Below are 24,737 nucleotides of genomic sequence, written 5' to 3'. Positions count from 1 at the left end.
TTAAGTCTAAAGTACTTAATAAAAATTAGGGTATATTAAGGTATATTAACTATTTTAACGCAAAAAAAAGAAACTAGTAAATATGGAATTTACTAGTTTCTGTGAACCTTATTTTCGATATTCATCGATTTTAGTTGTAATTTTATCTTTTACATCAGCAACTCTTTCCTGTGTTTCCCCTTTTAGCTGATCGCGCTGACCTTCGACTTGTAAAGAAGGATCATTTGTATTTTTACCGATTTCTTCTTTTACTTCACCTTTAATTTTATTGCCTGCGCCTTTTAGTTTATCTGTAAATCCGTTTGACATAATATGACCTCCCAAAAGTTTAGATGGTAATCATATTCCCTCGTTTATCAATACTAAACAAAGTGGATTAAAAAGTCGGATTAGAGCAAAATTTGTGTGTAGGTTTTATACAAGTGATGAAGAATCTCCTGACCCACTTCTTTTATAATTGTTTCACTATCCATTATCATGGATACTTTTGTTTTTGTTTCATCCAATGTGCCATTGTTAAATGTAACGATAACTTTTACTTCGCCATTTTCTTTTAACAGTTCTTTTTGGTTCGCAGAAAATGAATGCTCGGCGAATAAACCGTTATCTTGCCAAGTACCTGTGATTTTCAATTGCTGGGTTTCACCGCTGTCGTCATAATTCCACTCGACATCGCGTAATATAGTCTTAAATAAGTCGTTTATCGTAAAAGTTTGATTGTCGAATTCAATTTCAGTAGCTCGAATGGAATGGACATCGATTGAAATCGCTGATGCTGCTTCATTTGCCTTTGCATTAATCCCGGCTGCCGCCTCTTTTAAATCCAATACCGTATCACTACATCCTGCCAATAAAATTACAGAAAATATTACTAAACTAAATCTCCTCATTAGAGTCCCTCCAATGCTGTTATTTCATTCATCTTACTAAATTGTGATAAAAGATTCGCACTGATTTTGAAACAGATTGTGAATAAATTGTAACAGTTCGTTAATTAGTTGAATAAGGAAAATCTTTTCCGAAATTGTTTGCATTGTCTGTTCATGAATAACGTTCGCAACTCTGGGTATGATTAGAACTAGATAGGAATCGCTTGGCGCTGAAAAGTCCATCATCTAAATAATCGAAAGTGAGTGGTAGAATGCGGATTAATGATGAATTGCTAGACAAACTTGGAATTTACTTTGTTTATCATGAAGTGTATAACAAATATGGCATTACTTTTGAAAGCTTTGTTGATCGTTGGACAAGAGGAATTCTGGAAATATAATTTTGCGTGAGTAGAAGTATTAATCGAACATAAATTCATTTCACTTGATGAAAAAGATGCGACCTAGTGGGAGGACGTGTCTTTTTTTCTGTTTTCTTTTTGGAAAAAGTTGTTTACGATGAAACTAATACATAAACAACTAAAGGAGAACAGACAATGAAAGTACGTGAATTGGGTATAACGATTGGACAATTGCCTCCAGGGGATAAAAACTGCATTACCGATATTGAAGGTGTTAGTGTCGGGCATGTGACCTTGGATTATCCGATAAATGATTCAGGTGATGCTGCCTGTACCGGAGTAACGGCTATTTTACCTCATCAAGGCAATCTTTTCCGGGAAAAGGTGACAGCCGCCAGCTATGTATTAAACGGATTCGGAAAAACAACCGGTCTCGTTCAAGTGGACGAACTTGGTGTAATCGAGTCGCCAATTATGCTAACTAATACATTTGGGGTACCTAATGTATCACAAGGGACACTCCAATATTTACTTGAACAGAATGAAGAGATAGGAATTTCGACTGGTACAGTTAATATCATTGTCGGAGAATGCAATGATAGCCATTTAAACTCCATCCGTCATTTTCCAGTAAAACCTGAACATGCAATTGAAGCGATACAGCAAGCTAAAACAGATGTTATAGAAGAGGGAGCGGTCGGAGCAGGAAAAGGTATGGTTTGCTTCGGCTATAAAGGAGGAATTGGCAGCTCTTCACGCATCGTTGAAGATAAAGCTGCCCAAAAATATACTGTCGGATGCCTTGTATTGAGTAACTTTGGGAAGGCAAGCGAATTTTTGACAAACCGGTATAACGTTACGGCTGCCAACGGTGAATCGACCATTAGCCCTACAGACGGCTCTATTATTATTGTAATGGCGACAGATGCCCCATTAAGCAGCCGCCAGCTGAAACGAGTTATAAAACGTTGCGGAATAGGGTTAGGGAGAACAGGGAGCCACTTTTCTCATGGAAGCGGAGATATTGTCATTGGTTTCACAACAGCTCGTACAATACAACATCAATTCGATGGAGAACTCGAAAGTCGCCGGCAGATTAGAGAAGATCATGACGTCATGAACACATTATTTATGGCAGCTGCCGAAGCGACAGAAGAAGCAATACTGAATGCTTTGTCACAAGCAACAACAACAACGGGAAGAAATAATCACAAAGTCCAAAGTTATAATTTTGTCGAATAATGTATTCTTTCGTTAGTAAGTTTATTGAGTCTTTTACATATCATCAATGTAGAAGGCTTTTTTCTTATTAAAATATAATATCTATTGGGATAATTTGTTTTAAATCTTCTTGAAATAATGCTATTTAGCAAAGGTTTTAGCGCTTTATAAGTTTATTATTTTATTTCGAAAACTATTAGAAAAAACTTCCACAATCGAAATAAGTATGGTATTTTATAGATTATAAATAAAAGACAGAAAAATCTAAATCTTCAAAAATGTTATTCTGGACTGATGAATAAATAAAAATGAAAGGAGAATCGAAAAAAATGAAAGTATATATAAGTGCGGATATCGAGGGAATTACGGGCACAACGGTATGGAGCGAAACCGAACTGAGCGCTCCGGATTACGCCCAGTTTCAAAAACAAATGACAAAAGAAGTGCTTGCCGCAATTGAAGGAGCATTTGCAGGTGGTGCTACTGAAATTTTATTGAAAGATGCACATGATTCCGGCCGAAATATTCTTATTGAAAACATGCCGGAGAATGTAAAAATCATTCGCGGCTGGACACAAGAGCCGATGTGCATGGTTGCAGGATTAGACAGCAGTTTTGACCGGGCGATTTTTATTGGCTATCACAGTGAGGGCGGCAGTGAGAAGAATCCGCTTGCACATACATTGAGCTTACTGGCGGATATTAAAATAAACGGTGAATATGCTAGTGAGTTTTTAATAAATACATATGCAGCAGCCCTCCATGATGTACCGGTTGCTTTTGTAAGCGGAGATCAGGCATTGACAGAACATATCGCCCGTTACAATGACCAAATTTTCACATTCGCGACAAAAGAAGGAGTCGGTCATGCAACAATTAATGTAAGTCCGCAAACGACATTGAAAAAGACGAAATATCTTGTAGAACAATCAATGAAGATTGATCGAACAAAGCTTCAAATTGAATTGCCGAAGCATTTTACCGTAGAAATTATTTACAAGGATCATATTAAAGCATACCGGAATTCGTTTTATCCGGGCGCAACATTTAAGCCGCATAATACAGTCCAGTTCGAAACAACCGAATATTTTGAAGTGTTGAGACTGTTACAATTTTTAACATAAAGCAGGTGAATTTATGAAAATAGCAAAGGTTGAGGTAGGGCTTGTTGAGGCACCTCTTATTACCCCGTTTAAAACAGCATTACGCACAGTAAATAGTATACGAAATATCGCTGTCTTTATTTATACAGACAATGGGCTAATCGGTATGGGCGAAGCTGCACCGACCCATGTCATTACAGGTGAGACTCTTTCATCAATCCGCTATGTGATAGAAGAAGTCATTGCACCGTCGATTATCGGAATTGAAATTGATGAAATTGCACTGCTTTGTCAAAAGGTCGATGCGGGTCTCTACCAGAATACGAGTGCTAAAGCGGCGGTCGAAATTGCGCTGTATGATTTATGGGCGAAACAATACAATGCTCCCCTATATAAATTGCTAGGGGGCTACCGAAAGAACATAACAACGGACATCACTATTAGTGTGAACGGAACGAATGAAATGGTGAAAGACAGTTTAGCAGCTGTCAAACGGGGCTTTTCCATTTTAAAAGTGAAAGTCGGGAAAAATCCGGTAGAAGATGTGGAACGGGTTATGGCAATTCGAAAAGCAGTAGGGCCTGATATTAAGTTAAGAGTAGATGCCAACCAAGGATGGACAGCAAAAGAAGCTGTAAAAATCATTGGACAGCTTGAAGATAAAGGGGCAGATATCGAACTCGTTGAACAGCCTGTACACTATAGCGATGTGAAGGGCATGCAGTATGTTACGAGCAATACGTATACAAATATTTTGGCTGACGAAAGTGTATTTTCTCCAAAGCAAGCGATCGAGGTCATTGAAAAGCGGGCCGCAGATTTAATAAATATTAAGCTGATGAAAACAGGGGGTATTTCAAAAGCTCAACAAATTAATCACATTGCAGAGGCAAATGGTGTCGCTTGTATGATTGGCTGTATGCTTGAAACAAAAATTAGTGTCAGTGCAGCTGCGCATTTTGCAGCGGCCAGCAAAAATGTCACAATGGTCGATTTAGATGGACCAAGTTTGTGCAGTGAAGATCCAATTGAAGGGGGGCCGATTTTCGAAGGGGAGAATATTCAGATGACCGATGCTCCCGGTATCGGGTTATTAATAGAGGCTTACTTAGCCAGATAGAAAAGAGAAATGGGGGAAATGACTTTGAAAAAATCTTTGTTAGCGTTACTGTGTATGTTTGTACTCGTACTGGCAGCATGTGGTGATTCATCGGATTCTGGTGAAACATCGGAATATCGAACAGTGTATTCCGGTGAAATTAAAACGCTGAACTATTTAAAAACAGCGGAAACAAATGAATTTGCATTATCAGCAAATTTAGTAGAAGGATTAATAGAATATGACCAATACGGAGTTGTTAAGCCAGGATTAGCAGAAAGCTGGGAATCCAATGAAGATGCAACTGTATGGACATTCAAACTTCGTGATGATGTAAAGTGGGTAGACCATGAAGGTAAAGATGTAGAAAATGTTGTTGCACAGGACTTTGTAGATGGTTTGAATTATGTGCTTGATGCGAAAAACGAATCTTCGACAGCGTGGATTGCAACAGTCGTGAAAAACGGTGATGCCTTCTACAACGGCGAAGTAACGGATTTCTCGCAAGTAGGTATCAAAGCGATCGATGAAACAACGCTTGAATATACATTGGAAGCACCGACGCCATACTTTTTATCGATGCTGAACTATGTATGTTTCTTCCCAGTAAACGGAGAGTTCTTAGCTGAAAAAGGCGATACGTTCGGAACAACTCGTGAGAATATTTTATATAATGGCGCATATATTTTAGATAAATTCGAACCTCAGAATGAGCGTGTACTTGTGAAAAACGACGCTTACTGGGATAAAGAAACAGTGAAAATCGATCGTATCCGCTATAAATACAATAAGGAAGCGGCAACAGTTGCACCTGAACTGTTCCTACGTGATGAAATTGATGGGGCACTAATTCCGACATCCATTTTGGATGAATGGTTAAACAGTGACGACAAAAAAGATTTAGTACGCCAAAACACAAATAACTTCTACACATACTTCTATGCATTAAACTTTGATCCGCAATATGATGCAGAGTATGAGCCTGAAAACTGGAAAGTGGCAGTTAATAATAAAGATTTCCGTAAATCGCTTTATCATGCGCTTGATCGTGTATCCGCGATGTTAACAATTGAGCCTTACAATCCACAAGATTTATTGTCAAATACAATTACACCAAAGAACTTTGTGGATGTTGAAGGTGTAGATTACACAATGCTTGAACCATTAAAAGCAATTACAGAAACAGATTCATTTAACAAAGATTTAGCTCTTGAACATAAAGAGGCGGCATTGGCTGCGTTAGCTGGTAAAGCAACATTCCCTGTAAAGGTATTATTACCTTACAACTCAGGTTCACCTGAATGGGCAAACCGTTCACAAGTAGTGGAACAGCAGCTTGAAAACCTTTTAGGTGCAGATTACATCGATGTGGAACTATATGCAGGTCCTGCTACAGGATTCCTTGGTGAAGTACGTCGCCCTGGTAAGTTTTCGATGCTTGAAGCAAACTGGGGTCCGGACTTTGCTGACCCGTCAACGTATACAGATCCATTTTCAGAAGGCGGAACATATAACAAGCCGGAGATGGCAGAAGGTTATAACAGTGAATACAACAAGCTAGTCGAAGCTGCAAAAGCAGAAGTAGATCCGGCAGTACGTTATGAGCTGTTTGCAAAGGCAGAGGCATTTTTAATTGAGGAAGCATTTGTTATTCCGTACGCTGTAGGCGGCGGTGGTTATACTGCTTCAAAATTAAATCCATTTGAATCACAATATTCGCCATTTGGTGTTACATCCGAGAAGTTTAAAGGTCAGTCTATCCTAGAAAAGCCAATGAGTAATGAAGAATTCAAGTCTGCTAAAGAAGCATGGGAAAAAGAACGTGCGGAAGCATTAGCAAACACTTCTAATTAATACGTAGGCATTTTAAATGGAGGTAGATTAGGAGATGACAGGATGTTTCTGCATCTCCTTTCTGCTTTTATATACTTCATTCGGATGATGTTACGGATTCATTAAAAGAGTAATTGGCGCAAGCGACAAACAAGACACCGGACGTCATTACGCCGAGGAATTACTGAGGAGGGAACGTGTTTGTTAAAGTATATTGCGAAACGATTCGCGCAATCCATATTGACGTTATTTATCATTGTGACAATAGTTTTCTCCCTGTTACGATTAATGCCTGATGAAGGCTATTTAGGCGCGGCAGCAGAAAAAATGTCGCCAGAACAACAGGAAATCTATTTAACAAATCTTGGCTTACGGGATCCGTTATTAGTCCAACTAAAAAACTTCTACATTGACCTTATTCAAGGCGACTTAGGAAAATCGATTACATACCGTACAGATGTACCAGTACTTGACATTATTCAAGATAAAATGATGTATTCCATATTGTTCGGATTAGGGGCTGTAGCACTCTCATTACTAGTTGGTGTACCGTTGGGCATTTTAATGGCGCAGTTTAAAGGACGCTGGCTCGACAGGCTTGGCACAGGCTATATCGTTATTGTAGTAGCGGTACCGGCGATGGTTTATTTCCTCATGATTCAGATGTATATTTCGGAATGGCTCAATTTGCCGATGCTGTTTGATGAATACAATCCCCGGAGTTTTATTTTACCGTTAATCTGTTTGGCACTTGGTCCGATTGCTTCATATGCAATGTGGATGCGACGCTATATGGTGGATGAGCTGAACAAGGATTATATTAAGCTGGCACGTGCAAAAGGTGTGACAGAGCGTACGATTATGTTCCGCCATGTGATGAGAAATGCCTTCATACCAATGGCGCAATATTTACCGGCAACAATTTTATTTACGATTACCGGTTCGATTTACATTGAATCATTATTTTCGATTCCAGGTATGGGTGGGTTGCTCGTAGATGCGATTCAGCGCCAGGATAACAATGTCGTACAAGGTTTAGTGCTTGTATTTTCTTCACTAGGGATCATTGGGTTAATCTTAGGGGACTTACTTATGGCAATTGTTGACCCTCGAATTAAACTAGGGAAAGGGGACAGTGTACGCTAATGGGAATTTTCACGAAAGAGATTCAGAATATTTCGGAAAAATCAACAGAACAGCTGCATGATCATATGTTTGACTTTGCCGCTGTCGATGATGCAAAAGCGGAAGAAACAGCTTATTCCAATTACTCTTATTGGCGTTCGACCTTCCGCTCCTTTAGTAAAAATAAAATTGCAGTATTTTTGCTTGTCTTTGTCATCGTATTGATGGCATTTACATTTGTCCAACCTTATTTACCAGATCAGAAATCGCCGACTCAGATTTATTTAAATCCGGATACAGGAATGCAGGACCGGAATGTTGCTCCAAATGATGAATATATTTTTGGGACAAACTCAATCGGTCAGGATTTATGGTCCCGAATTTGGGAAGGGACAAGAACTTCTTTATTTATCGGTTTTGCAGTGGCGATTATCGAAGTTCTGATCGGCTTTACAGTTGGGGCTTTGTGGGGCTATTCGAGAAAGCTCGAGGTACCGATCACCCAGCTATACAATATCGTGGATAATATTCCGACAACGATTGTGCTGATTTTAATGGCATATATTTTACGGCCTGGCATATCGACGATCATTATTGCCATGTGTATAACCGGCTGGGTTGAAATGGCGCGCTTCCTGCGAAATCAGATAGTCATACTGCGCGACCGTGAGTACAATCTGGCATCGAAAACATTAGGAACACCCGGCTACAAAATCATCTTGAAAAACCTGCTCCCATACTTAATTTCGGTCATTATGCTGCGAATGAGTTTGGCAGTGCCGGCAGCAATTGGTGCGGAAGTATTTTTAACATATATCGGTCTTGGATTGCCGGTTAGTGAGCCATCATTAGGAAACTTGATCAATGAAGGACGGGTACTGATGATGTCACCGGATTTACGTTATCAGCTTATTTTCCCGAGTATCGTGCTGAGTGTCATTACGATTGCCTTTTATATTATCGGGAATGCATTTGCAGATGCGGCAGATCCGAAAAATCATGTTTAAAGAGGAGGGCGTTATATGGAACAGGAAAAAATATTATCCATCGAAAATCTAGTCATAAAATTTAAACTGCGTGGACAAACATTGACGGCTATCCGTGATATTTCGCTCGATTTATATAAAGGGGAAAGTCTTGCAATCGTTGGAGAATCTGGTTCAGGGAAATCAGTGTTAGTAAAATCAATCATGGGTCTGCTTGATAAAAACGGCTATATTGCGGATGGACAAATCCACTTTGACGGTCATGATTTATCGAAATTTAAAACAGAGGCAGATTGGCTGAAAGTTCGCGGCAAAAAAATCGCCATGGTTACACAAGACCCGATGACATCGCTTAATCCGCTGAAAACAATCGGAAAGCAGATTGAAGAAAGTGTCGTGCTGCACCAAGGTTTGAAGGGCAATGATGCGTATGAAAAAACATTGCAGCTGCTGCGCGATGTTGGAATTCATGATGTTGCGCGCCGCTATAAGCAATACCCGCATGAATTTTCCGGGGGGATGCGTCAGCGAATCGTGATCGCGATTGCTGTTGCCTGCAATCCGCAAATCCTAATATGTGATGAGCCGACAACAGCACTTGATGTAACGATACAAGCACAAATATTGCAGCTGTTAACCAATTTACAGGAGAAATATTTGCTGTCGACAATTTATATTACCCATGATTTAGGAGTCGTTGCAAAAGTCGCGGACAGAATTGCGGTTATGTATGCAGGGGATATTATTGAAGTTGGACAAACCGAGGAAGTATTTTTCGACGCGAAACATCCGTATACATGGGCATTGATTTCATCACTCCCTCAATTAGGAAATAAGGGCGAGGAATTATATTCAATCAAAGGAACACCGCCGAATTTGTTTAAAGAAATAAAAGGGGATGCGTTTGCACCTAGGAATCAATATGCATTGAAAATCGACTTTGTTGAACGTCCGCCTTTTTTCAAAGTGACCGATACCCATTATGCACGCACGTGGCTGCTTGATCCAAAGGCACCGAAAGTAGAGCCGCCTGAAGTGTTGCAAGCCTTTTTCGCAGAAGGGAGACAATATGCAAATGACTAAAATTAATAAAGAAAAACTGATTGAAGTGAAAAATATTGATATCGTTTTTGGACAAGGTAAAAAACAGTTCAAAGCGGTAGATAACGTGAGCTTCGATATATATAAAGGTGAAACATTCGGGCTTGTAGGGGAATCCGGTTCCGGGAAAACGACAATCGGCCGTGCGATTATGCGTATTAACCCGATAACAAACGGAGAAATTCTATTTCATGGAAAACAGATTAATGGCCGTATTTCCAGTGCATGGGACCGTGAGATTACACAAAAGATTCAAATGATTTTCCAGGACCCGGGCGCATCTTTGAATGAACGGGCAAAGGTTGACTATATTGTTTCGGAAGGCCTGATCAATAATAAAAGGTACAGCAATGAACAGGAGCGGATCGATAAAGTAAAAAAAGCATTACTGGAAGTCGGGCTGCTGCCGGAATTTGCTTCACGTTTCCCGCATGAATTTTCAGGCGGGCAGCGTCAACGGATCGGCATTGCCAGAGCGCTAGTCATGGAACCGGAATTTATCGTAGCGGATGAGCCAATCTCTGCACTGGACGTTTCGATTCGAGCTCAAGTCTTGAACTTATTGTCCAGCTTACAGGAACATCGTGAGTTAACGTATTTATTTATCGCCCATGACTTGTCGATTGTCCGCTTTATTACAGATCGGACGGCGGTCATTTATAAGGGGAAAATCGTTGAACTGGGTGAAACGGAAAAGCTGTTCAACAATCCGCTGCATCCTTACACGAAAGCATTACTGGCAGCCGTTCCAGAACCGAACCCGCTAAAAGAGCGCAGAAAAAAGCTGCAAGTGTACGATCCAAATGTTCATCAGTATGAAATGGATCCACCTGAATTTGTTGAAATTGAAGAAGGACATTTCGTATTGGCCAATCAAGAAGAGCAGGCACAGTATCGGACGGTGCTTGCCGGAAGTGGAGTGTAGACGATGGCAATGATAATTCCAAGGTCACTGAAAAAAGGCGATACTGTAGCATTAATTAGCGCATCCGGAGCAACACCCGAACATCGTATCGAACGTGCTATCCAGGCAGTGGAGAAGTTGGGTTTCCGTGTTGTTGTGGGGGAAACGTGCAGAGCGCGACACGGTTATTTTGGAGGCAGTGATGAGCTGAGGGCAAAAGAATTAAATGACATGTTCCGGAATCCTGAAATTGACGGTATTTTTTGTATTCGTGGAGGCTATGGGGCGACACGTATTTTACCAATGCTTGATCTGAAGATGATTAAAGAAAACCCGAAAGTATTTGCTGGCTATAGTGATGTGACAGCACTGCATATTGTTTTCAATCAGCAATGCGGTTTTGTAACGTACCATACACCGATGCCATCAACTGAATTTATTCGTCCTGAAATGGATGACTATACATGGGGATATTTCATCAACAGTGTGACGAATACTGAGTGGAATGATTATTTCCTGGAAAATGCAAATGGCCAGAAAATGAACACGGTTGTGCCCGGTATTGCTACAGGAGAACTAGCTGGAGGGAATTTAACACTTGTTGCGGCATCTCTTGGGACACCATACGAGGTTGATTTGAAAGGCAAGATTCTTTTTTTGGAAGACATCGATGAAAATGTGCAACGGATCGACCGGATGCTGACACAGCTGTCATTGTCGGGGAAACTTCAGCAGCTGTCAGGTATTTTGCTGGGTGGTTGGACGGATTGTGGACCAATGGATTTAAATAACGCAGATAATAATTTGAGTTTGGATATGGTATTTGAAGAAATTTTAGTACCTTTGAATATTCCAATATTAAAAGATGTAACATGTGGTCATGTGCTGCCGACGATGTCATTGCCGCTTGGTAAAACCGTCACAATCGATGCGACGAATAAATCAATTCGGGTTGTAGGTTAGTTTGATGCATGAACAACTTAATCGTATTATTGCACAGTCCCCATATAAAGTGCATGTCATTGTAGAAGATTACAATACTAACGATATCGTCTGGAAAAATCGGGACGAGGAAATTTTCAGCAGTGCAAGTATAATCAAAGTGCCGATTCTCATTGCTATTTTGGCTCATCTGCAAAAAACGAATGGCAATATGAATCACGTTTACGAGATTGAGCCGGAAAACATGGTCGAGTTCAGTGTGATTACTGAGCAGAGAAAAACTCGAGCTTCACTGCACGAGCTATTACTTTGGATGACGATTACGAGTGACAATACAGCAACAAACGTATGTATCGATCTATTAGGCATGGATGGACTCAATAACTATTTTAAAGAAATCGGCTTACATAATACTCGGGTCCAGCGGAAAATGATGGATTTTGAACGTCAAAAGCTTGGCTTTGATAATGAAACAACAGCGCAGGATATGCAGCACCTTTTCCGGCAAATATATAGAGGTACGCTACTAACAAAAGAGTGGAATATCGTTGCACTCGATATTTTAAGCAGGCAGCGCAGTAATGAATCACTCAAACGCTATATCGTAGATGATGTGAAAATGGCGCATAAAACAGGCGGTCTCGATACGGTCGACCATGACACTGGAATTATTTTTGCAAAAGAACGCGATTATTTTATCGGAGTTTTCATTACAGAAGTGACCGACAATGACAAAGCGAGACAAATGATTGGTACTATTTCTAAAATCGTCTATGACTATTTTACAAAACAGGAGGAGGGAATCGATTGAATGCCGTTGTGAAAATGAAAATTGCGAGTTTACATGCAGCACCGGACCGACATTCTGAGTTAATCGATGAAGCGTTGTACGGGATGCCAGTCGAAGTACAAGAAGAAATTGATGAAAATTGGGTCAAAATACGAACGTTTTACCGTTACGAAGGCTACACACTAAAATCCAACTTGTATCTCGGAAGTGAACCTACTGCAAACTGGGTATATGAAGCGAATGATGTCGTAATACAAAGCTTTGCCGATGTCCTTAAAGCACCAAAAATACAAAGTGAAAACATTATCACATTGACACGAGGCGCCTTTATTAAAGTGGTACTGGAAGCAGGTCTTGATCCTACATGGGCAAAAGTGCAGCTTGTTACAGGGGAAGAAGGGTATGTACGGGCAGCCTGGATTCAGGATCGTATTAAAGTATATACGACAAATGAAGAAGTATTTCGCAAGCAAGTCGTGGAAACAGCTTTTCGCTATATAGGGACACCATACCGATGGGGTGGAAAGACGCCTTTAGGTATTGACTGTTCAGGTCTTGTATCAATGGCGTATATGCTGAACGGTGCTTACATTTACCGTGATGCGAAAATAGAGGAAGGTTTCCCATTAAGGAAAATAGAAGGCGACAACTTAAAGCCGGGAGATCTGATTTTCTTCCCTGGCCATGTAGCGATGTATATTGGAAATGACGAGTATATCCATTCCTCTCTAGGCGGGAACGAGGTCAATGTGAATAGCCTGAACCTGCAGCATGAGAATTACCGTGAAGACTTGGCCACAACGATTACGGAGTACGGCAGTATTTTTTAATCCAACAAAAAAGGGTCAACTCAGCAAGATTACGCTGAGTTGGCCCTTTTAGTTTCAATGGAAATTGGTTTAGTTCAATTAAAAGTTTTTAAGGATCCAATCGTTAGCTTCTACCCAATTATTAACGCGAATGACGTTATTCGGTACAGGCATTTGATTGTACGGTGTATCAAATAAAATGACAGGGATTTTAAGCTCTTCGGCAATTTCCACTGCATTATCATGTTTATCTTCGAAAAAAGCTTCTACTGCATGTTTTTTTGCGATGGCAATTTTGTTATGACTGCCGATACATTCGATATGGTCGTAAGGTACTTTAAATTGGTCAAACCAGTTTTTCGTAATATCGAAAACATTTTCTCCACGTGCAGAAATATAATAAAGCTCATACTGGTTTTGCCAGGCTGTTAAAATACGGTGTGCATCTGCAGCAAGCTCACTCACTTCATACATTCGTGGCTCGTTTTCTTTAAACCAGGCCTGAAACTGTGCGCGGTCTATAGGGTGCGGAAAGCCACTTAAAAAATCATATTCCGTTACATCTTGTAGCGTCATATTAATGTTGTACTGTTTATTAATATGTGGAATCAATGTGGCAGGACATGTAACAGTCCCGTCAATATCAATGCCGAACCGATGTTTTAAGTTTGTCATTTCCATTACCTCATTTCTTTAAACAGTTGCATTTGCTTCTGCTTCACGCTTTGCCACCATTTCAGCAGCTAATTTATCGATTTCTTTCTTCAGTTCTTCCACCATTGTTTCTTCCGGAACTTTACGAACTGTTTTACCTTTCATGAATAAAAGCCCTTCGCCACGTGCACCGGCAATACCGATATCTGCTTCACGTGCTTCACCAGGACCGTTTACTGCACAGCCTAAAACAGCTACTTTTAACGGAACATTCAGTTTTGAAATATATTCTTCAACTTCGTTGGCAATTGAAATTAAATCAATTTCGATACGGCCACAAGTCGGACAAGAAATTAATGTCGCCATATTTGATGCCAAGCCGAATGATTTTAATAATTCACGAGCTACTTTAATTTCTTCCACTGGATCTGCAGATAAAGAAATACGTAAAGTATTCCCGATACCTTTAGATAAAATCGCACCTAAACCGGCAGCTGATTTAACAGTACCGGCAAATAATGTACCAGATTCTGTAATACCTAAATGAAGTGGATAATTGAATGCTTTTGATGCTTTTTCATATGCTTCAATTGCCAAGTTTACGTCTGATGCTTTCATCGAAACGATAATGTCATGGAAATCCAAGTCTTCTAAAATTTTAATGTGGTGCAATGCAGATTCTACCATTCCATCTGCAGTAGGGTAACCGTATTTTTCGAGGATATGACGCTCTAAAGAACCGGCGTTAACACCGATTCGGATTGGTATACCTTTTGCTTTTGCCGCATTTACAACTGCCTCTACTTTTTCGCGGCGCCCGATGTTACCTGGGTTGATACGTACTTTATCAATGCCACCTTCAATGGCTTTTAATGCTAATTTGTAATCAAAATGAATATCCGCTACTAATGGGATATTAATTTGTTTTTTTATTTCAGGTATTGCATTTGCAGCACGCTCATCTGGTACTGCAATACGTACGATTTGACAACCTGCCTCTTCTAAACGTTTAATTTCGGCAACTGTTGCTTCTACATCATGTGTTTTCGTCGTACACATACTTTGGATTACGACTTCGTTATTACCACCAATTGTTAAGTTACCGACACGCACAGGACGTGTTTTCGTACGGTGAACGATTTCACTCATGAAAAATTCTCTCCTTTTCAGGCTTTTAATGTGTTACATCTCCTAATAGATATAACGATATGTAAGCCGTCACTGTTCCTTATTTTATCAGTGTATGAAAAGAAGAACAAGGAAGAAACATTATGAAGTCAATTTAGACAATTTTCCTTCACGTTCGAGATGATTGGGATTAGGACAGTATCTCCTGGTACAAGTGGCTGTAAATTTAAATGCGGATTAAGTTGATAAAATTGGGCAAGTCTTTCAGGGAAAGTAGTTTTAATAGGTGAGGGTGTTGCTGAAAATAGGCTGTAAATGGTATCGTCCTGCTGAATTTTCACGACTACATAGCTTCCTTTTTCTGCTTCCTCGCACGATTGCGGAGCAGCATAAAAGGAGGCTAATGGGAGCGTACCTTCCTGTAAATCTACTTTAATGACAAACGCAAACAGCAAAAGCACAATGGAAGCTATTAAAAAGCGCAAAAAAAATCCTCCTTATCTCTTCAGTTCAACTCGTTAATAGATTGTTAAACTATATGATTCATAAGGAGAATTTATTATTTTTGTACGGGATATTTTGTTAATGCAACGATTATAAAGAGCATTGTAATAAAAATACTGCTAATTGTGATAACTGTTTGTGAGAATATAAACAGATTTTCGAACATCGTTATAAATGTTCCCCAAGTACTTGCAAAAACAGCTGTTCGCCATACTTGCCGATATTCACCGCGGCGTCTCATCGGCTTAACGAAAAACAGACCTGCAAGTGCATATAAACTTACTTTAATAAAATAAATCGACGTATTCAGTACGAATAAAAATACAATGGCAATCGGATAAACAATCCACTCTATATTCTTGGCATATTGTTCAATTTCCGAATAGCCGAAAATCTCGGCTGTACCGGTATTGATAAATTGACCGAATGAAAAAGCGGTAATGAGGGTAATCATTAAAAAGGCATACTGCATCACTTTACCGATTGATAGAATTCGGTATGCACCCAATTTTTTAGGGCTCGTTAAACTATGTATAAATAACTGCATATGTGAAATTTTCATAATAATCGAATACTCCTTTAAAAGTAGTGTAACATGAAAAAATTTTAATTTGAACTCGGAAAAATAAATTGAATCTTTTCTTCGTACATTACGTATAATTTGTGAAAACATAATAGGAAGAAGATTTGAAAGGATGTGAAATGAGTGGATATTATTGCATGGACACTTATTATAGCGCTGTTTGTTATTGCGTTTATCGGTTTAGTATATCCGATTATCCCATCCGTCTTATTTTTACTTGGCGGGTTTATCATTTATGGGCTATTTTACAGTTTTACCGAATTGCCGTGGTGGTTCTGGGTAATTGAGCTACTCTTTGTTGCACTGTTATTTGTAGCGGATACGATCTCAAATCTCGTCGGAGTGAAAAAATTCGGCGGATCAAAAGCTGGGATGTGGGGAAGTACGATTGGTCTATTGATCGGTCCATTTGTTATTCCGTTTGCGGGTATTATCGCGGGGCCGTTTATCGGTGCGATCATCGGTGAATTAATTGTGACACGAAGCAATCTACAGCAGGCAATTAAAGTTGGTGTTGGTTCAGTTGTAGGATTTTTAACATCGGTCGTAACAAAAGGGATTATTCAAGTGGTTATGATTGTCTTATTTTTTATTGCCATTTAGTTTAGGATTGAAGGATATTGAATTGATAAGGAGCAAATATTTGTAAAATCAAATAGATATCGCTTACACTAGTTAAGGAAAGATTACTAACAACAGGTAAGACAAGTAATGCGAGCCTTTCCGTCAAAAGACTGAAATGCAAATATTACTGTTTTTTTCATTGAATGAGGAATCATTTTTTGATAACCTAGTATTGTAATCAACATTAATTACTTGTTCCAGGGAGGAATATTATCATGGCATTCAAATTACCAGAATTAACTTACGCTTACGACGCATTGGAACCACATATCGATGCAAAAACAATGGAAATTCACCACTCTAAACACCACAATACTTACGTAACAAACTTAAACGCAGCAGTAGAAGGTACTGAATACGCTGACAAAGACATCAACGAGTTAATCGCTAACATCGATGCTTTACCAGCTGACAAACAAACTGCTGTACGTAATAACGGTGGCGGACATGCTAACCACTCATTATTCTGGGAATTAATCGCTCCAGGCGGTTCTAACACTCCAGTAGGTGAAGTAGCTGCTGCAATCGATGCGAAATTCGGTTCATTTGACGCTTTCAAAGAAGAATTCGCAAAAGCTGCAACAACTCGTTTCGGTTCAGGTTGGGCATGGTTAATCGTTGATGGTGACGGTGTAGCTGTTACTTCAACTCCAAACCAAGACTCTCCAGTAATGGAAGGCAAAACGCCAATCCTAGGCTTAGACGTTTGGGAGCATGCATACTACTTAAACTACCAAAACCGTCGTCCGGACTACATCGGTGCATTCTGGAACGTAGTGAACTGGGACGTAGTAGAAGCTAAATACCAAGCTGCAAAATAATATGCGAAGAAGTAGCTATATACTAAACGGACAACCAGTTTGCGACGAAAGCGAAGCGACAGGAGCACTTCTGGGACGTAGTAGAAGCTAAATACCAAGCAGCAAAATAATTAAATTTGAACACTCAAATTTAATTGTTTATGTACCAAAAGCGAAGCTGCAGGTACAAAATAGGTTAACCATAAACGCATGAGAAGTTTCGTTACTTCCATGCGTTTTTTATGTATTTTTTTACAGTAATTTGCTACGCTCAAAAATAATAAACAGAATTGGGGTGCAGTGCATGATTGATGAATTTATCGCACAAATTGATGAGAAGTGGCACGGTGCTTATATAAAATTAATGGAGACAATTGATGAAAACTTGCCTCCAGGGTTTGAAAAATCAATTGACCGGAATATGATCGTATATAATGTGCCATTAACAACCTATTCAAAAGGGTATCATGTAACACCGGGTACACCACTACCGTTTTTGGCCCTTGCTCCACAAAAACGCCATATTGGGCTTTATCATATGGGCATCTATAGTGATCCTGAACTTCTCAAATGGTTTCAGGAATCCTATGCCGAAGCGGTTCCAACAAAGCTGAATATGGGGAAAAGCTGTATTCGTTTTACTTCAACAAAACATATACCATATAAATTGATCGGGGAACTAAGTAAAAAGATTACGGTGGAGCAGTGGATTACTACCTATGAAAATGCATTGCAGAAATAAACAGTACCTGGTTAAATAAGTATACTCCTATATTGTTCTAAATTTTCTGATGTGCTTTGTAACTCCGGTTGCAAGGCTTTTTTTCTTGATTATTCCTTCTCTTCTAGTCGTAAGTACACCTAAACCAAACTTCAGATGAATAAACTATAAAGAGGTGAGGAATAGATGAGCATGACGTACAAAAATATACTGGTTGCCGTGGATGAATCAAAGGAGTCGCTGATTGCCTTTAGAAGAGCTGTGCAAGTTGCAATCAATAATGTCGGAAGTAAGCTATATATCGTTCATGTAATTGATACTCGTTCCTTTGCATTTTCAGAAGGCTATAACTTTGAGATGGCGGAAAAGTTTACGAATAATAAAAAGGATCTTTTAGATTCTTTTGAGAAAAAAGCGCAGCAGTCAGGGTTTACAAATATCAAAAAAATTATTGAATACGGGACACCGAAGCACGTTATCGCACGAGATATCCCTCAGCAGGAAGAAATTGATTTAATTATTTGCGGCGTAACAGGAAAAGGGGAATTAGCCCGTTTTTTCCTAGGTTCCGTATCGGAAGGGATTTTAAGAAATGCCCGCTGTGACGTCCTTGTTGTAAGAAATACTTAATTAAATGCCGAAGCTCCACATTTATTTTCGTGAAGCTTCTTTTTTTATGAAACTTTATAAAAGCACAGCCGTCTAAAAGATGAATAATTAAAATCTGAACTCTTTTTTCGTAGAGTTTTCAGTGTTATACTAAAAGCTATGACTATACATTCATGTACACGCTACATAAAGTAAGGAAGGGGAAGTGTTCTTTGCGCAAAATTACGCAAAATCGTCAGCAAAATCCGAAGGCAAAGCAACGGGCAAGTTTAACTTTTCGGATGAATGTCCTTTTCTTTTCAATATTTGTTTTGTTCTCATTACTAATTTTTCGTCTAGGATATATACAAATTGTAAAAGGTGAAGATTATGTCCGCGCATTAGAGCGTACAGAGGAAGTACGGGTGAATACAAGTGTACCCCGTGGCCGTATTTTTGACCGTTATGGTCGTATTTTAGTTGATAATCAGCCGGAAAATGCGATTACGTATACAAAAATGCAAACGACAAAATCCGCTGAAATGCTTGAAATTGCAGAAAAACTTGCACATATCATCGAGCAGCCGACAGAAAAAGTGACCCATCGAGATAAATTAGATTTCTGGATTTTACGGAATCCGGAAAAGGCAAAAGAAAAAGTTACAACAAAGGAAATGACGAAATTCCAACTTGAAAATGAAGATTTAGAAACGAAGGAAATCAATAAAGAATACGATCGACGGATTCGGGATCGGATTACAGATAAAGAATTGGAACAGCTTACAGAATTTGACCTGGAAGTTCTGGCCATTTATCGTGAAATGATGACGGGCTATAATTTATCACCGCAAATTATTAAAGGTGAGAATGTTACACCAGAAGAATTTGCCCGAGTTTCAGAACAGTTGGCGGATCTGCCTGGTGTGAATACGACAACCGATTGGAAACGCGTACGATTATCCCCGTTGGCAATATTAGGCCGAACAACGGTACCGAGTAAAGGTGTGCCTAAATCGAAACTGAACCATTATTTAGCTCGTGATTATTCTCGTAACGACCGTGTTGGGGAAAGTTATTTTGAAGCACAGTATGAAGAAATATTGCAAGGTGAAAAATCGGTCGTTAAAAACATCACGAATAAAAAAGGTCAAGTGGTTGAAACGATGACGACTTTCGCAGGGGAGCCCGGTAAAGATTTAGTAACAACGATCGATGTGGAACTCCAGCAAAAAGCTGATGAAATTTTAGAAAAATATTTATTGGAATTGAAAGCTAAAGGTGGTTCCCAATTACTGGATCGCGGCTTTTTAGTTGCAATGAATCCAAAAACCGGCGAGCTTTTATCGGTAGTTGGTAAAAAAATTGAAAAAGATAAAGACACGGGCAAACCTTATATCGTTGACTATTCTTACGGTACATTTACGTCTGCATATGAAGCTGGGTCAACTGTAAAAGCAGCAACCGTCCTAATGGGATACAATGAAGGAGTTATTAAGCCAGGAACTGTCATGCTCGATTCACCCATGCGAATCGGTAACATTACCTTAAATACACTATTCAACAAGACTGGTAGTGTTATGCTGAATGATTTGACGGCATTAGAGCGTTCATCAAACGTCTATATGTTCAAAATTGCGATGGGTATTGGCGGTCGTACGTATTCACCTGGTATGCGATTTAGTTTAGCATCAGGTACATTGCAAACAATGCGAAATGAATATGCGCAGTTTGGACTAGGTGTACCAACGGGGGTTGACCTTCCTGGTGAATCAACTGGCTATCAGGCTGACCCGGATACCGATGTAAAACTATTAAACTTGGCAATCGGACAGTTTGATACGTATACAACGATGCAATTGGCACAATATATTTCAACTATTGCAAATGATGGTTACCGCATCCAACCAAGAATGTTAAAGGAAATTCGCAACCCGTCTAAAGATGGAGAATATTTAGGGCAAGTTGTGGAAGAAGTAACACCTAAAATTTTAAACAAAATTGAAAACAGCCAACAGGAAATTGATCATGTTAAAGAAGGTTTACGCCGCGTTTACTTCGGTGCGAATGGATCTGCTCGTCGTCAATTTGAAACGGCAGACTATACAGCAGCTGGTAAAACAGGTACAGCCGAGGTAGTTTATTATGGACCACAGCGTGATAAATGGAAAACGAACACGATTAACATTGTCCATGTAGGTTTTGCTCCGTACGATGACCCAGAGATTGCATATGCAGTCATCTATCCATGGGCAACGACGAACTTTAACAATAACTATTTACCACAGGCGAATTTGACGGCTCGTGAATTAGTTGATTCATATTTTGAGTTAAAAAACAAATATGCGGATGAGGGCTTATCTACAAGTAAAGTAGAAAAACCAATCATTAAGCATTCTGATGAAAAGCTGGATGAGGACGAAGAAGTCGAAACAGTAAATGAATAAAATAAAGATCCCGTAGTGTCTAGCTACGGGATTTTTTTAAGGGGAAGATTCGATGAGAAAGAAAATCGTACATATTGTCGTTATCGTCGGTGCCTTAAGTAATGCAGCGATTTTAGCATTTATGGACATGCCGGTGTGGCTCATAATCTTAATGTCGGTTATATATATCGTTATGTTTGAAGGGCTCCTGCTAATACTGGAACCACGCTTAGTCCGTGCTGAACGTGAACGGAATATTAAAGCCTTTCCCTTTTTGAGGGAGCTGGTCGATGCTAAAAAAGCGACGGTTACTTTGCGGGATGGTTCGGTGTTATATAATGCGACGTTTGAAGGCTATGCCCATCCAAAAGATGCAAAAACGATTTTACTTTATGTACATAAAGTAAAGACAAAAAAGGAAATGCCAACATTTACAGAACATTCTATTAAACTTATTAACATAAAAAGTGTAAAAAAGATTCAATAAGAAGAAAATGAGACAATTTGCGGAGAGCTACCGTAAATTGTCTTTTTTATTTACAAAGCTTTACATTCAATTAACGGCTGAATTATATAAGCTTAATAAATTTTCTCTATAGTTGGAAATGTAAGAAAAACATCTATTAAACAAGCGGAGGAATTACAAATGAAAAAGTGGCAGTACTTAACATCAACAGCTTTACTAGGTTCAGCAATTCTTTTAGGAGCATGTGGCGGAGAAGAAAATAGTGATGAAACGTCAACTTCAGCAAAAACAAACACAGAACAAGCAGAAGCTGGCAGCGCACAATTAACAGGTAACGTAGTAGGCGATGGTTCATCAACAGTTGCTCCAATTACAGAAGCGTTAGTTGAAGAATACGCTGCGGTACAAAAAGATGTACGCGTAGCAGTTGGTGTATCTGGTACAGGCGGCGGATTCGAAAAATTCATCAATGGTGAAACGGATTTCTCAAACGCTTCTCGTCCAATCAAAGATACTGAAATGGAAGAGCTTAAAAATGCAGGAGTAGAATATACAGAATTTGAACTTGCTTACGATGGTTTATCAGTAGTTGTACATCCTGAAAATACTTGGGCAAAAGATCTTACAGTTGATCAATTAAAACAGATTTGGGTTGAAGACGGTTCTACGAAAAAATGGTCTGATATTGATCCATCATGGCCGGATGAAGAAATCGTATTCTACTCACCAGGTTCTGACTCAGGTACGTATGATTACTTCGATGAGATCATTCTAGATGGTGAAGACATTGTTAAATCGGCAACATTATCTGAAGATGACAACGTGTTAGTACAAGGTGTAACAGCAGACAAAAATGCAATCGGCTATTTCGGTTATGCGTACTACCTGGAAAATAAAGACAAATTACAAGTTGTAACTGTAGACGGAGTGGAACCGACAAACGAAACAATCGAATCAGGTGAATATTCTCCATTATCACGTCCACTATTCGTTTATGTGAAAAACAGTGCGGTTAAAGACAATGAAGCTACATATGACTTCATGAAATTCACACTTGAAAACGCTGGTGAAATGGCAGAAGTAGTAGGTTATGTTGGCCTGCCAGATGAAAAGTATGAAGAAGCTTTAAAAGAGTTGGAAACACTAAAATAATTTCGATGTTTAATAGTGTGGGGTGGCTCTCATGCCCCACACATTTTTTAATTCTGAAAATTGATTGATTTAATTTATATAGATGACTGGAAGGAGTTTTCGCACATGGCTCTTAAACAACAGGAGCAAGTAAGTGTCCAACAATTAATCGAACGTTCGCGCAATCGCAAAGGAAAGAAAGTAATCGAAAAGTTAGTACCTATGGGGTTATTTCTAGCAGCGACGATTTCGGTTCTTACGACGTTTGGGATTGTATTTACACTAATATTCGAGACATTCGAATTCTTTACGCGAGTGTCGATTACAGATTATTTATTTGGTACAGAATGGCTGCCATTCTCAGGTAAGGAGCCGTTGTATGGAATATTACCATTAATATTCGGGACATTTAAAATTACACTGATTGCTATTATTGTAGCAGTGCCATTCGGTTTAGGCGCTGCCATTTATCTGAGTGAATATGCATCAGAACGTGTACGAAAAATCATTAAACCGATTTTAGAAGTACTTGCAGGTGTACCGACGATTGTTTACGGGTTCTTTGCCTTAACATTCATTACACCGATATTACAGGCGGTTATTCCAGATTTAAAAATTTTCAACGCAATCAGTCCTGGGATCGTTGTCGGAATTATGATACTTCCAATGATCACTTCAATGTCCGAAGATGCGATGAGCTCAGTTCCAAGGTCGATTCGGGAAGGTGCATTAGGGTTAGGTGCAACAAAATTCGAAGTAGCAGTGAAAGTTGTTCTGCCAGCCGCATTATCTGGAATTGTCGCTTCTGTCGTATTAGGTATTTCCCGGGCAATAGGGGAGACGATGATTGTTTCACTGGCAGGCGGATCTACACCAAAATTCGACTTTGGCTTTACGGATTCGATTCAAACGATGACCGCCTATATCGTGCAAGTTACGACAGGTGATGCCGGCTATGGTACAACAATTTACTACTCGATTTACGCTGTTGGATTCACATTGTTTATTTTCACATTAGCGATGAATTTACTCGCAACCTATATTTCAAAACGCTTCCGAGAGGAGTATTAATATGCGCTATATTCAAGAAGATTTAGTAATGAAGCGGATGAATAAACGCCTCAATTCGAATAAATTGTGGAAAATCATTTTCATTATTGCTACAAGTTTTGCCCTTGTTTCTTTAGGTATGTTACTTTACCGAATTTTGTCGCAGGGACTTGGTTTTTTAGATATGAATTTCATTACAAACTTCGCGTCACGTATTCCCGAAAATGCAGGGATTAAAGCAGCGCTGGTCGGATCTTTATGGCTAATGAGCGTAGTTGCTCCTGTCTCGATTATTTTAGGGGTAAGTACAGCGCTGTATTTGGAGGAATATGCAAAGCAAAACAAATTAAATGATTTTATCCGTATAAATATTTCTAACTTGGCAGGGGTACCTTCAATTGTTTTCGGTTTACTAGGATTAACAATTTTCGTACGACTGTTTGGCTTTGAAAAAAGTATTTTGGCAGCCGGTTTGACGATGAGTTTACTAATATTGCCGGTTATTATCGTAGCAGCACAAGAAGCAATCCGCGCGGTACCTAATGAACAACGGGAAGCATCATATGGAATGGGTGCGACGAAATGGCAAACGATTGTCCGGGTTGTTCTTCCAGCTGCTATACCGGGAATTCTAACGGGTAGTATTTTAGCGTTATCACGCGCAATTGGTGAAACAGCACCATTAGTAGTAATCGGAATCCCGGTGATATTACAATTTTTGCCAACGGGTTATCTCGATACATTTACCGCTTTGCCGATGCAGATTTTCGACTGGGCAAAACGTCCGCAAGAAGCGTTCCAGTATGTGGCATCTGCCGGAATCATCGTATTAATGATTTTCCTGTTAACGATGAACTCCATTGCAATCTTTATTCGAAATAAATTCCAAAAACGATATTAGGAGTGAAATGGAATGGTCCA

At 39.4% G+C, this 24,737-nt stretch carries 26 protein-coding genes; 20 read left to right on the top strand and 6 right to left on the bottom strand.

All coding sequences use genetic code 11. The features are described 5' to 3' along the window. Positions 1-108: 108 nt before the first annotated feature. On the bottom strand, positions 109-309 hold the full coding sequence (locus tag AC6CH1_RS10385; RefSeq protein WP_008407565.1) for a CsbD family protein: 201 nt from the start codon (positions 307-309) through the stop codon (positions 109-111). 80 nt (positions 310-389) lie between these two features. Next, positions 390-890, bottom strand: a complete 501-nt coding sequence (locus AC6CH1_RS10380) for a 23S rRNA methyltransferase (RefSeq protein WP_498317418.1) — start codon at positions 888-890, stop codon at positions 390-392. A 536-nt stretch (positions 891-1,426) separates the two neighbouring features. Between AC6CH1_RS10380 and AC6CH1_RS10375 the strand changes: the two genes are divergently transcribed. The 11 genes from AC6CH1_RS10375 (at position 1,427) to AC6CH1_RS10325 (ending at position 13,165) form a co-directional block, all read left to right on the top strand. Next, positions 1,427-2,473, top strand: a complete 1,047-nt coding sequence (locus tag AC6CH1_RS10375; protein ID WP_427708979.1) for a DmpA family aminopeptidase — start codon at positions 1,427-1,429, stop codon at positions 2,471-2,473. 308 nt (positions 2,474-2,781) lie between these two features. Then, positions 2,782-3,576, top strand: a complete 795-nt coding sequence (locus AC6CH1_RS10370; protein WP_427708981.1) for a M55 family metallopeptidase — start codon at positions 2,782-2,784, stop codon at positions 3,574-3,576. Between the two features lie 13 nt (positions 3,577-3,589). After that, a complete protein-coding gene (locus AC6CH1_RS10365) occupies positions 3,590-4,675 on the top strand; it encodes a dipeptide epimerase (RefSeq protein WP_498317415.1) in 1,086 nt (361 codons plus the stop codon). Between the two features lie 54 nt (positions 4,676-4,729). Continuing rightward, positions 4,730-6,508 (top strand): peptide ABC transporter substrate-binding protein, encoded by a 1,779-nt coding sequence (locus tag AC6CH1_RS10360; protein WP_498317774.1) that lies wholly within the window; start codon positions 4,730-4,732, stop codon positions 6,506-6,508. A gap of 180 nt (positions 6,509-6,688) precedes the next feature. Continuing rightward, positions 6,689-7,633 carry an ABC transporter permease gene (locus tag AC6CH1_RS10355; RefSeq protein ID WP_251686827.1) on the top strand — a complete coding sequence of 315 codons (945 nt, stop codon included), beginning with the start codon at positions 6,689-6,691 and terminating at the stop codon, positions 7,631-7,633. Then, on the top strand, positions 7,633-8,619 hold the full coding sequence (locus AC6CH1_RS10350; protein ID WP_251686830.1) for an ABC transporter permease: 987 nt from the start codon (positions 7,633-7,635) through the stop codon (positions 8,617-8,619). Before AC6CH1_RS10355 ends, AC6CH1_RS10350 begins: the two co-directional genes overlap by 1 nt. Before the next feature lie 15 nt (positions 8,620-8,634). Further along, positions 8,635-9,681 (top strand): ABC transporter ATP-binding protein, encoded by a 1,047-nt coding sequence (locus tag AC6CH1_RS10345; RefSeq protein WP_008407551.1) that lies wholly within the window; start codon positions 8,635-8,637, stop codon positions 9,679-9,681. Continuing rightward, on the top strand, positions 9,674-10,624 hold the full coding sequence (locus AC6CH1_RS10340; protein ID WP_498317412.1) for an oligopeptide/dipeptide ABC transporter ATP-binding protein: 951 nt from the start codon (positions 9,674-9,676) through the stop codon (positions 10,622-10,624). The genes AC6CH1_RS10345 and AC6CH1_RS10340 overlap by 8 nt, the downstream gene beginning before the upstream one ends. 3 nt (positions 10,625-10,627) lie before the next feature. After that, on the top strand, positions 10,628-11,566 hold the full coding sequence (locus tag AC6CH1_RS10335; protein WP_498317410.1) for a S66 peptidase family protein: 939 nt from the start codon (positions 10,628-10,630) through the stop codon (positions 11,564-11,566). 4 nt (positions 11,567-11,570) lie between these two features. Beyond that, positions 11,571-12,356 (top strand): serine hydrolase, encoded by a 786-nt coding sequence (locus AC6CH1_RS10330; protein WP_498317408.1) that lies wholly within the window; start codon positions 11,571-11,573, stop codon positions 12,354-12,356. Then, positions 12,353-13,165, top strand: a complete 813-nt coding sequence (locus tag AC6CH1_RS10325) for a C40 family peptidase (RefSeq protein ID WP_498317407.1) — start codon at positions 12,353-12,355, stop codon at positions 13,163-13,165. The genes AC6CH1_RS10330 and AC6CH1_RS10325 overlap by 4 nt, the downstream gene beginning before the upstream one ends. Positions 13,166-13,243: 78 nt before the next feature. Here the strand turns inward: AC6CH1_RS10325 and AC6CH1_RS10320 are convergent, their stop codons facing one another. The 4 genes from AC6CH1_RS10320 to AC6CH1_RS10305 all read right to left on the bottom strand — a co-directional run bounded on the left by AC6CH1_RS10320 (position 13,244) and on the right by AC6CH1_RS10305 (position 15,992). After that, positions 13,244-13,819 carry a 5' nucleotidase, NT5C type gene (locus tag AC6CH1_RS10320; protein WP_251686840.1) on the bottom strand — a complete coding sequence of 192 codons (576 nt, stop codon included), beginning with the start codon at positions 13,817-13,819 and terminating at the stop codon, positions 13,244-13,246. Positions 13,820-13,837: 18 nt separating this feature from the next. Next, positions 13,838-14,947: a flavodoxin-dependent (E)-4-hydroxy-3-methylbut-2-enyl-diphosphate synthase gene (gene ispG, locus AC6CH1_RS10315; RefSeq protein ID WP_079527831.1), complete on the bottom strand. Its 1,110-nt coding sequence runs from the start codon at positions 14,945-14,947 to the stop codon at positions 13,838-13,840. Positions 14,948-15,075: 128 nt separating this feature from the next. After that, positions 15,076-15,411, bottom strand: a complete 336-nt coding sequence (gene yqfZ, locus AC6CH1_RS10310) for a protein YqfZ (RefSeq protein ID WP_251686843.1) — start codon at positions 15,409-15,411, stop codon at positions 15,076-15,078. A gap of 74 nt (positions 15,412-15,485) precedes the next feature. Beyond that, positions 15,486-15,992 carry a DUF1189 family protein gene (locus tag AC6CH1_RS10305; RefSeq protein ID WP_498317405.1) on the bottom strand — a complete coding sequence of 169 codons (507 nt, stop codon included), beginning with the start codon at positions 15,990-15,992 and terminating at the stop codon, positions 15,486-15,488. A 144-nt stretch (positions 15,993-16,136) separates the two neighbouring features. Between AC6CH1_RS10305 and AC6CH1_RS10300 the strand changes: the two genes are divergently transcribed. The 9 genes from AC6CH1_RS10300 to pstA all read left to right on the top strand — a co-directional run bounded on the left by AC6CH1_RS10300 (position 16,137) and on the right by pstA (position 24,717). Beyond that, the gene (locus AC6CH1_RS10300) at positions 16,137-16,616 is read left to right on the top strand and encodes a DUF456 domain-containing protein (protein WP_498317403.1); all 480 of its coding nucleotides are present in this window, start codon (positions 16,137-16,139) and stop codon (positions 16,614-16,616) included. A 236-nt stretch (positions 16,617-16,852) separates the two neighbouring features. Next, a complete protein-coding gene (locus AC6CH1_RS10295) occupies positions 16,853-17,458 on the top strand; it encodes a superoxide dismutase (RefSeq protein ID WP_251686849.1) in 606 nt (201 codons plus the stop codon). Between the two features lie 283 nt (positions 17,459-17,741). Next, positions 17,742-18,179, top strand: coding sequence for a DUF1801 domain-containing protein (locus AC6CH1_RS10290; protein ID WP_251686851.1), 438 nt, complete (start codon positions 17,742-17,744; stop codon positions 18,177-18,179). 165 nt (positions 18,180-18,344) lie between these two features. Next, the gene (locus AC6CH1_RS10285; protein ID WP_251686853.1) at positions 18,345-18,788 is read left to right on the top strand and encodes a universal stress protein; all 444 of its coding nucleotides are present in this window, start codon (positions 18,345-18,347) and stop codon (positions 18,786-18,788) included. Positions 18,789-18,979: 191 nt separating this feature from the next. Beyond that, entirely contained in the window at positions 18,980-21,190 is a 2,211-nt protein-coding gene (locus AC6CH1_RS10280) for a peptidoglycan D,D-transpeptidase FtsI family protein (protein WP_251686855.1), read from the top strand. A 52-nt stretch (positions 21,191-21,242) separates the two neighbouring features. Then, positions 21,243-21,656, top strand: coding sequence for a response regulator (locus AC6CH1_RS10275; protein ID WP_498317401.1), 414 nt, complete (start codon positions 21,243-21,245; stop codon positions 21,654-21,656). A gap of 159 nt (positions 21,657-21,815) precedes the next feature. Then, positions 21,816-22,787 carry a PstS family phosphate ABC transporter substrate-binding protein gene (locus AC6CH1_RS10270; protein ID WP_251686859.1) on the top strand — a complete coding sequence of 324 codons (972 nt, stop codon included), beginning with the start codon at positions 21,816-21,818 and terminating at the stop codon, positions 22,785-22,787. A 105-nt stretch (positions 22,788-22,892) separates the two neighbouring features. Then, positions 22,893-23,837 (top strand): phosphate ABC transporter permease subunit PstC, encoded by a 945-nt coding sequence (gene pstC, locus AC6CH1_RS10265; RefSeq protein ID WP_251686861.1) that lies wholly within the window; start codon positions 22,893-22,895, stop codon positions 23,835-23,837. A 1-nt stretch (position 23,838) separates the two neighbouring features. Continuing rightward, positions 23,839-24,717 carry a phosphate ABC transporter permease PstA gene (gene pstA / locus AC6CH1_RS10260; protein WP_251686862.1) on the top strand — a complete coding sequence of 293 codons (879 nt, stop codon included), beginning with the start codon at positions 23,839-23,841 and terminating at the stop codon, positions 24,715-24,717. Positions 24,718-24,737: the final 20 nt, after the last annotated feature.

The sequence above is a fragment of the Solibacillus sp. GQ1 genome, from assembly GCF_059758555.1.
This window is presented reverse-complemented; position numbering and strand designations above follow the sequence as displayed.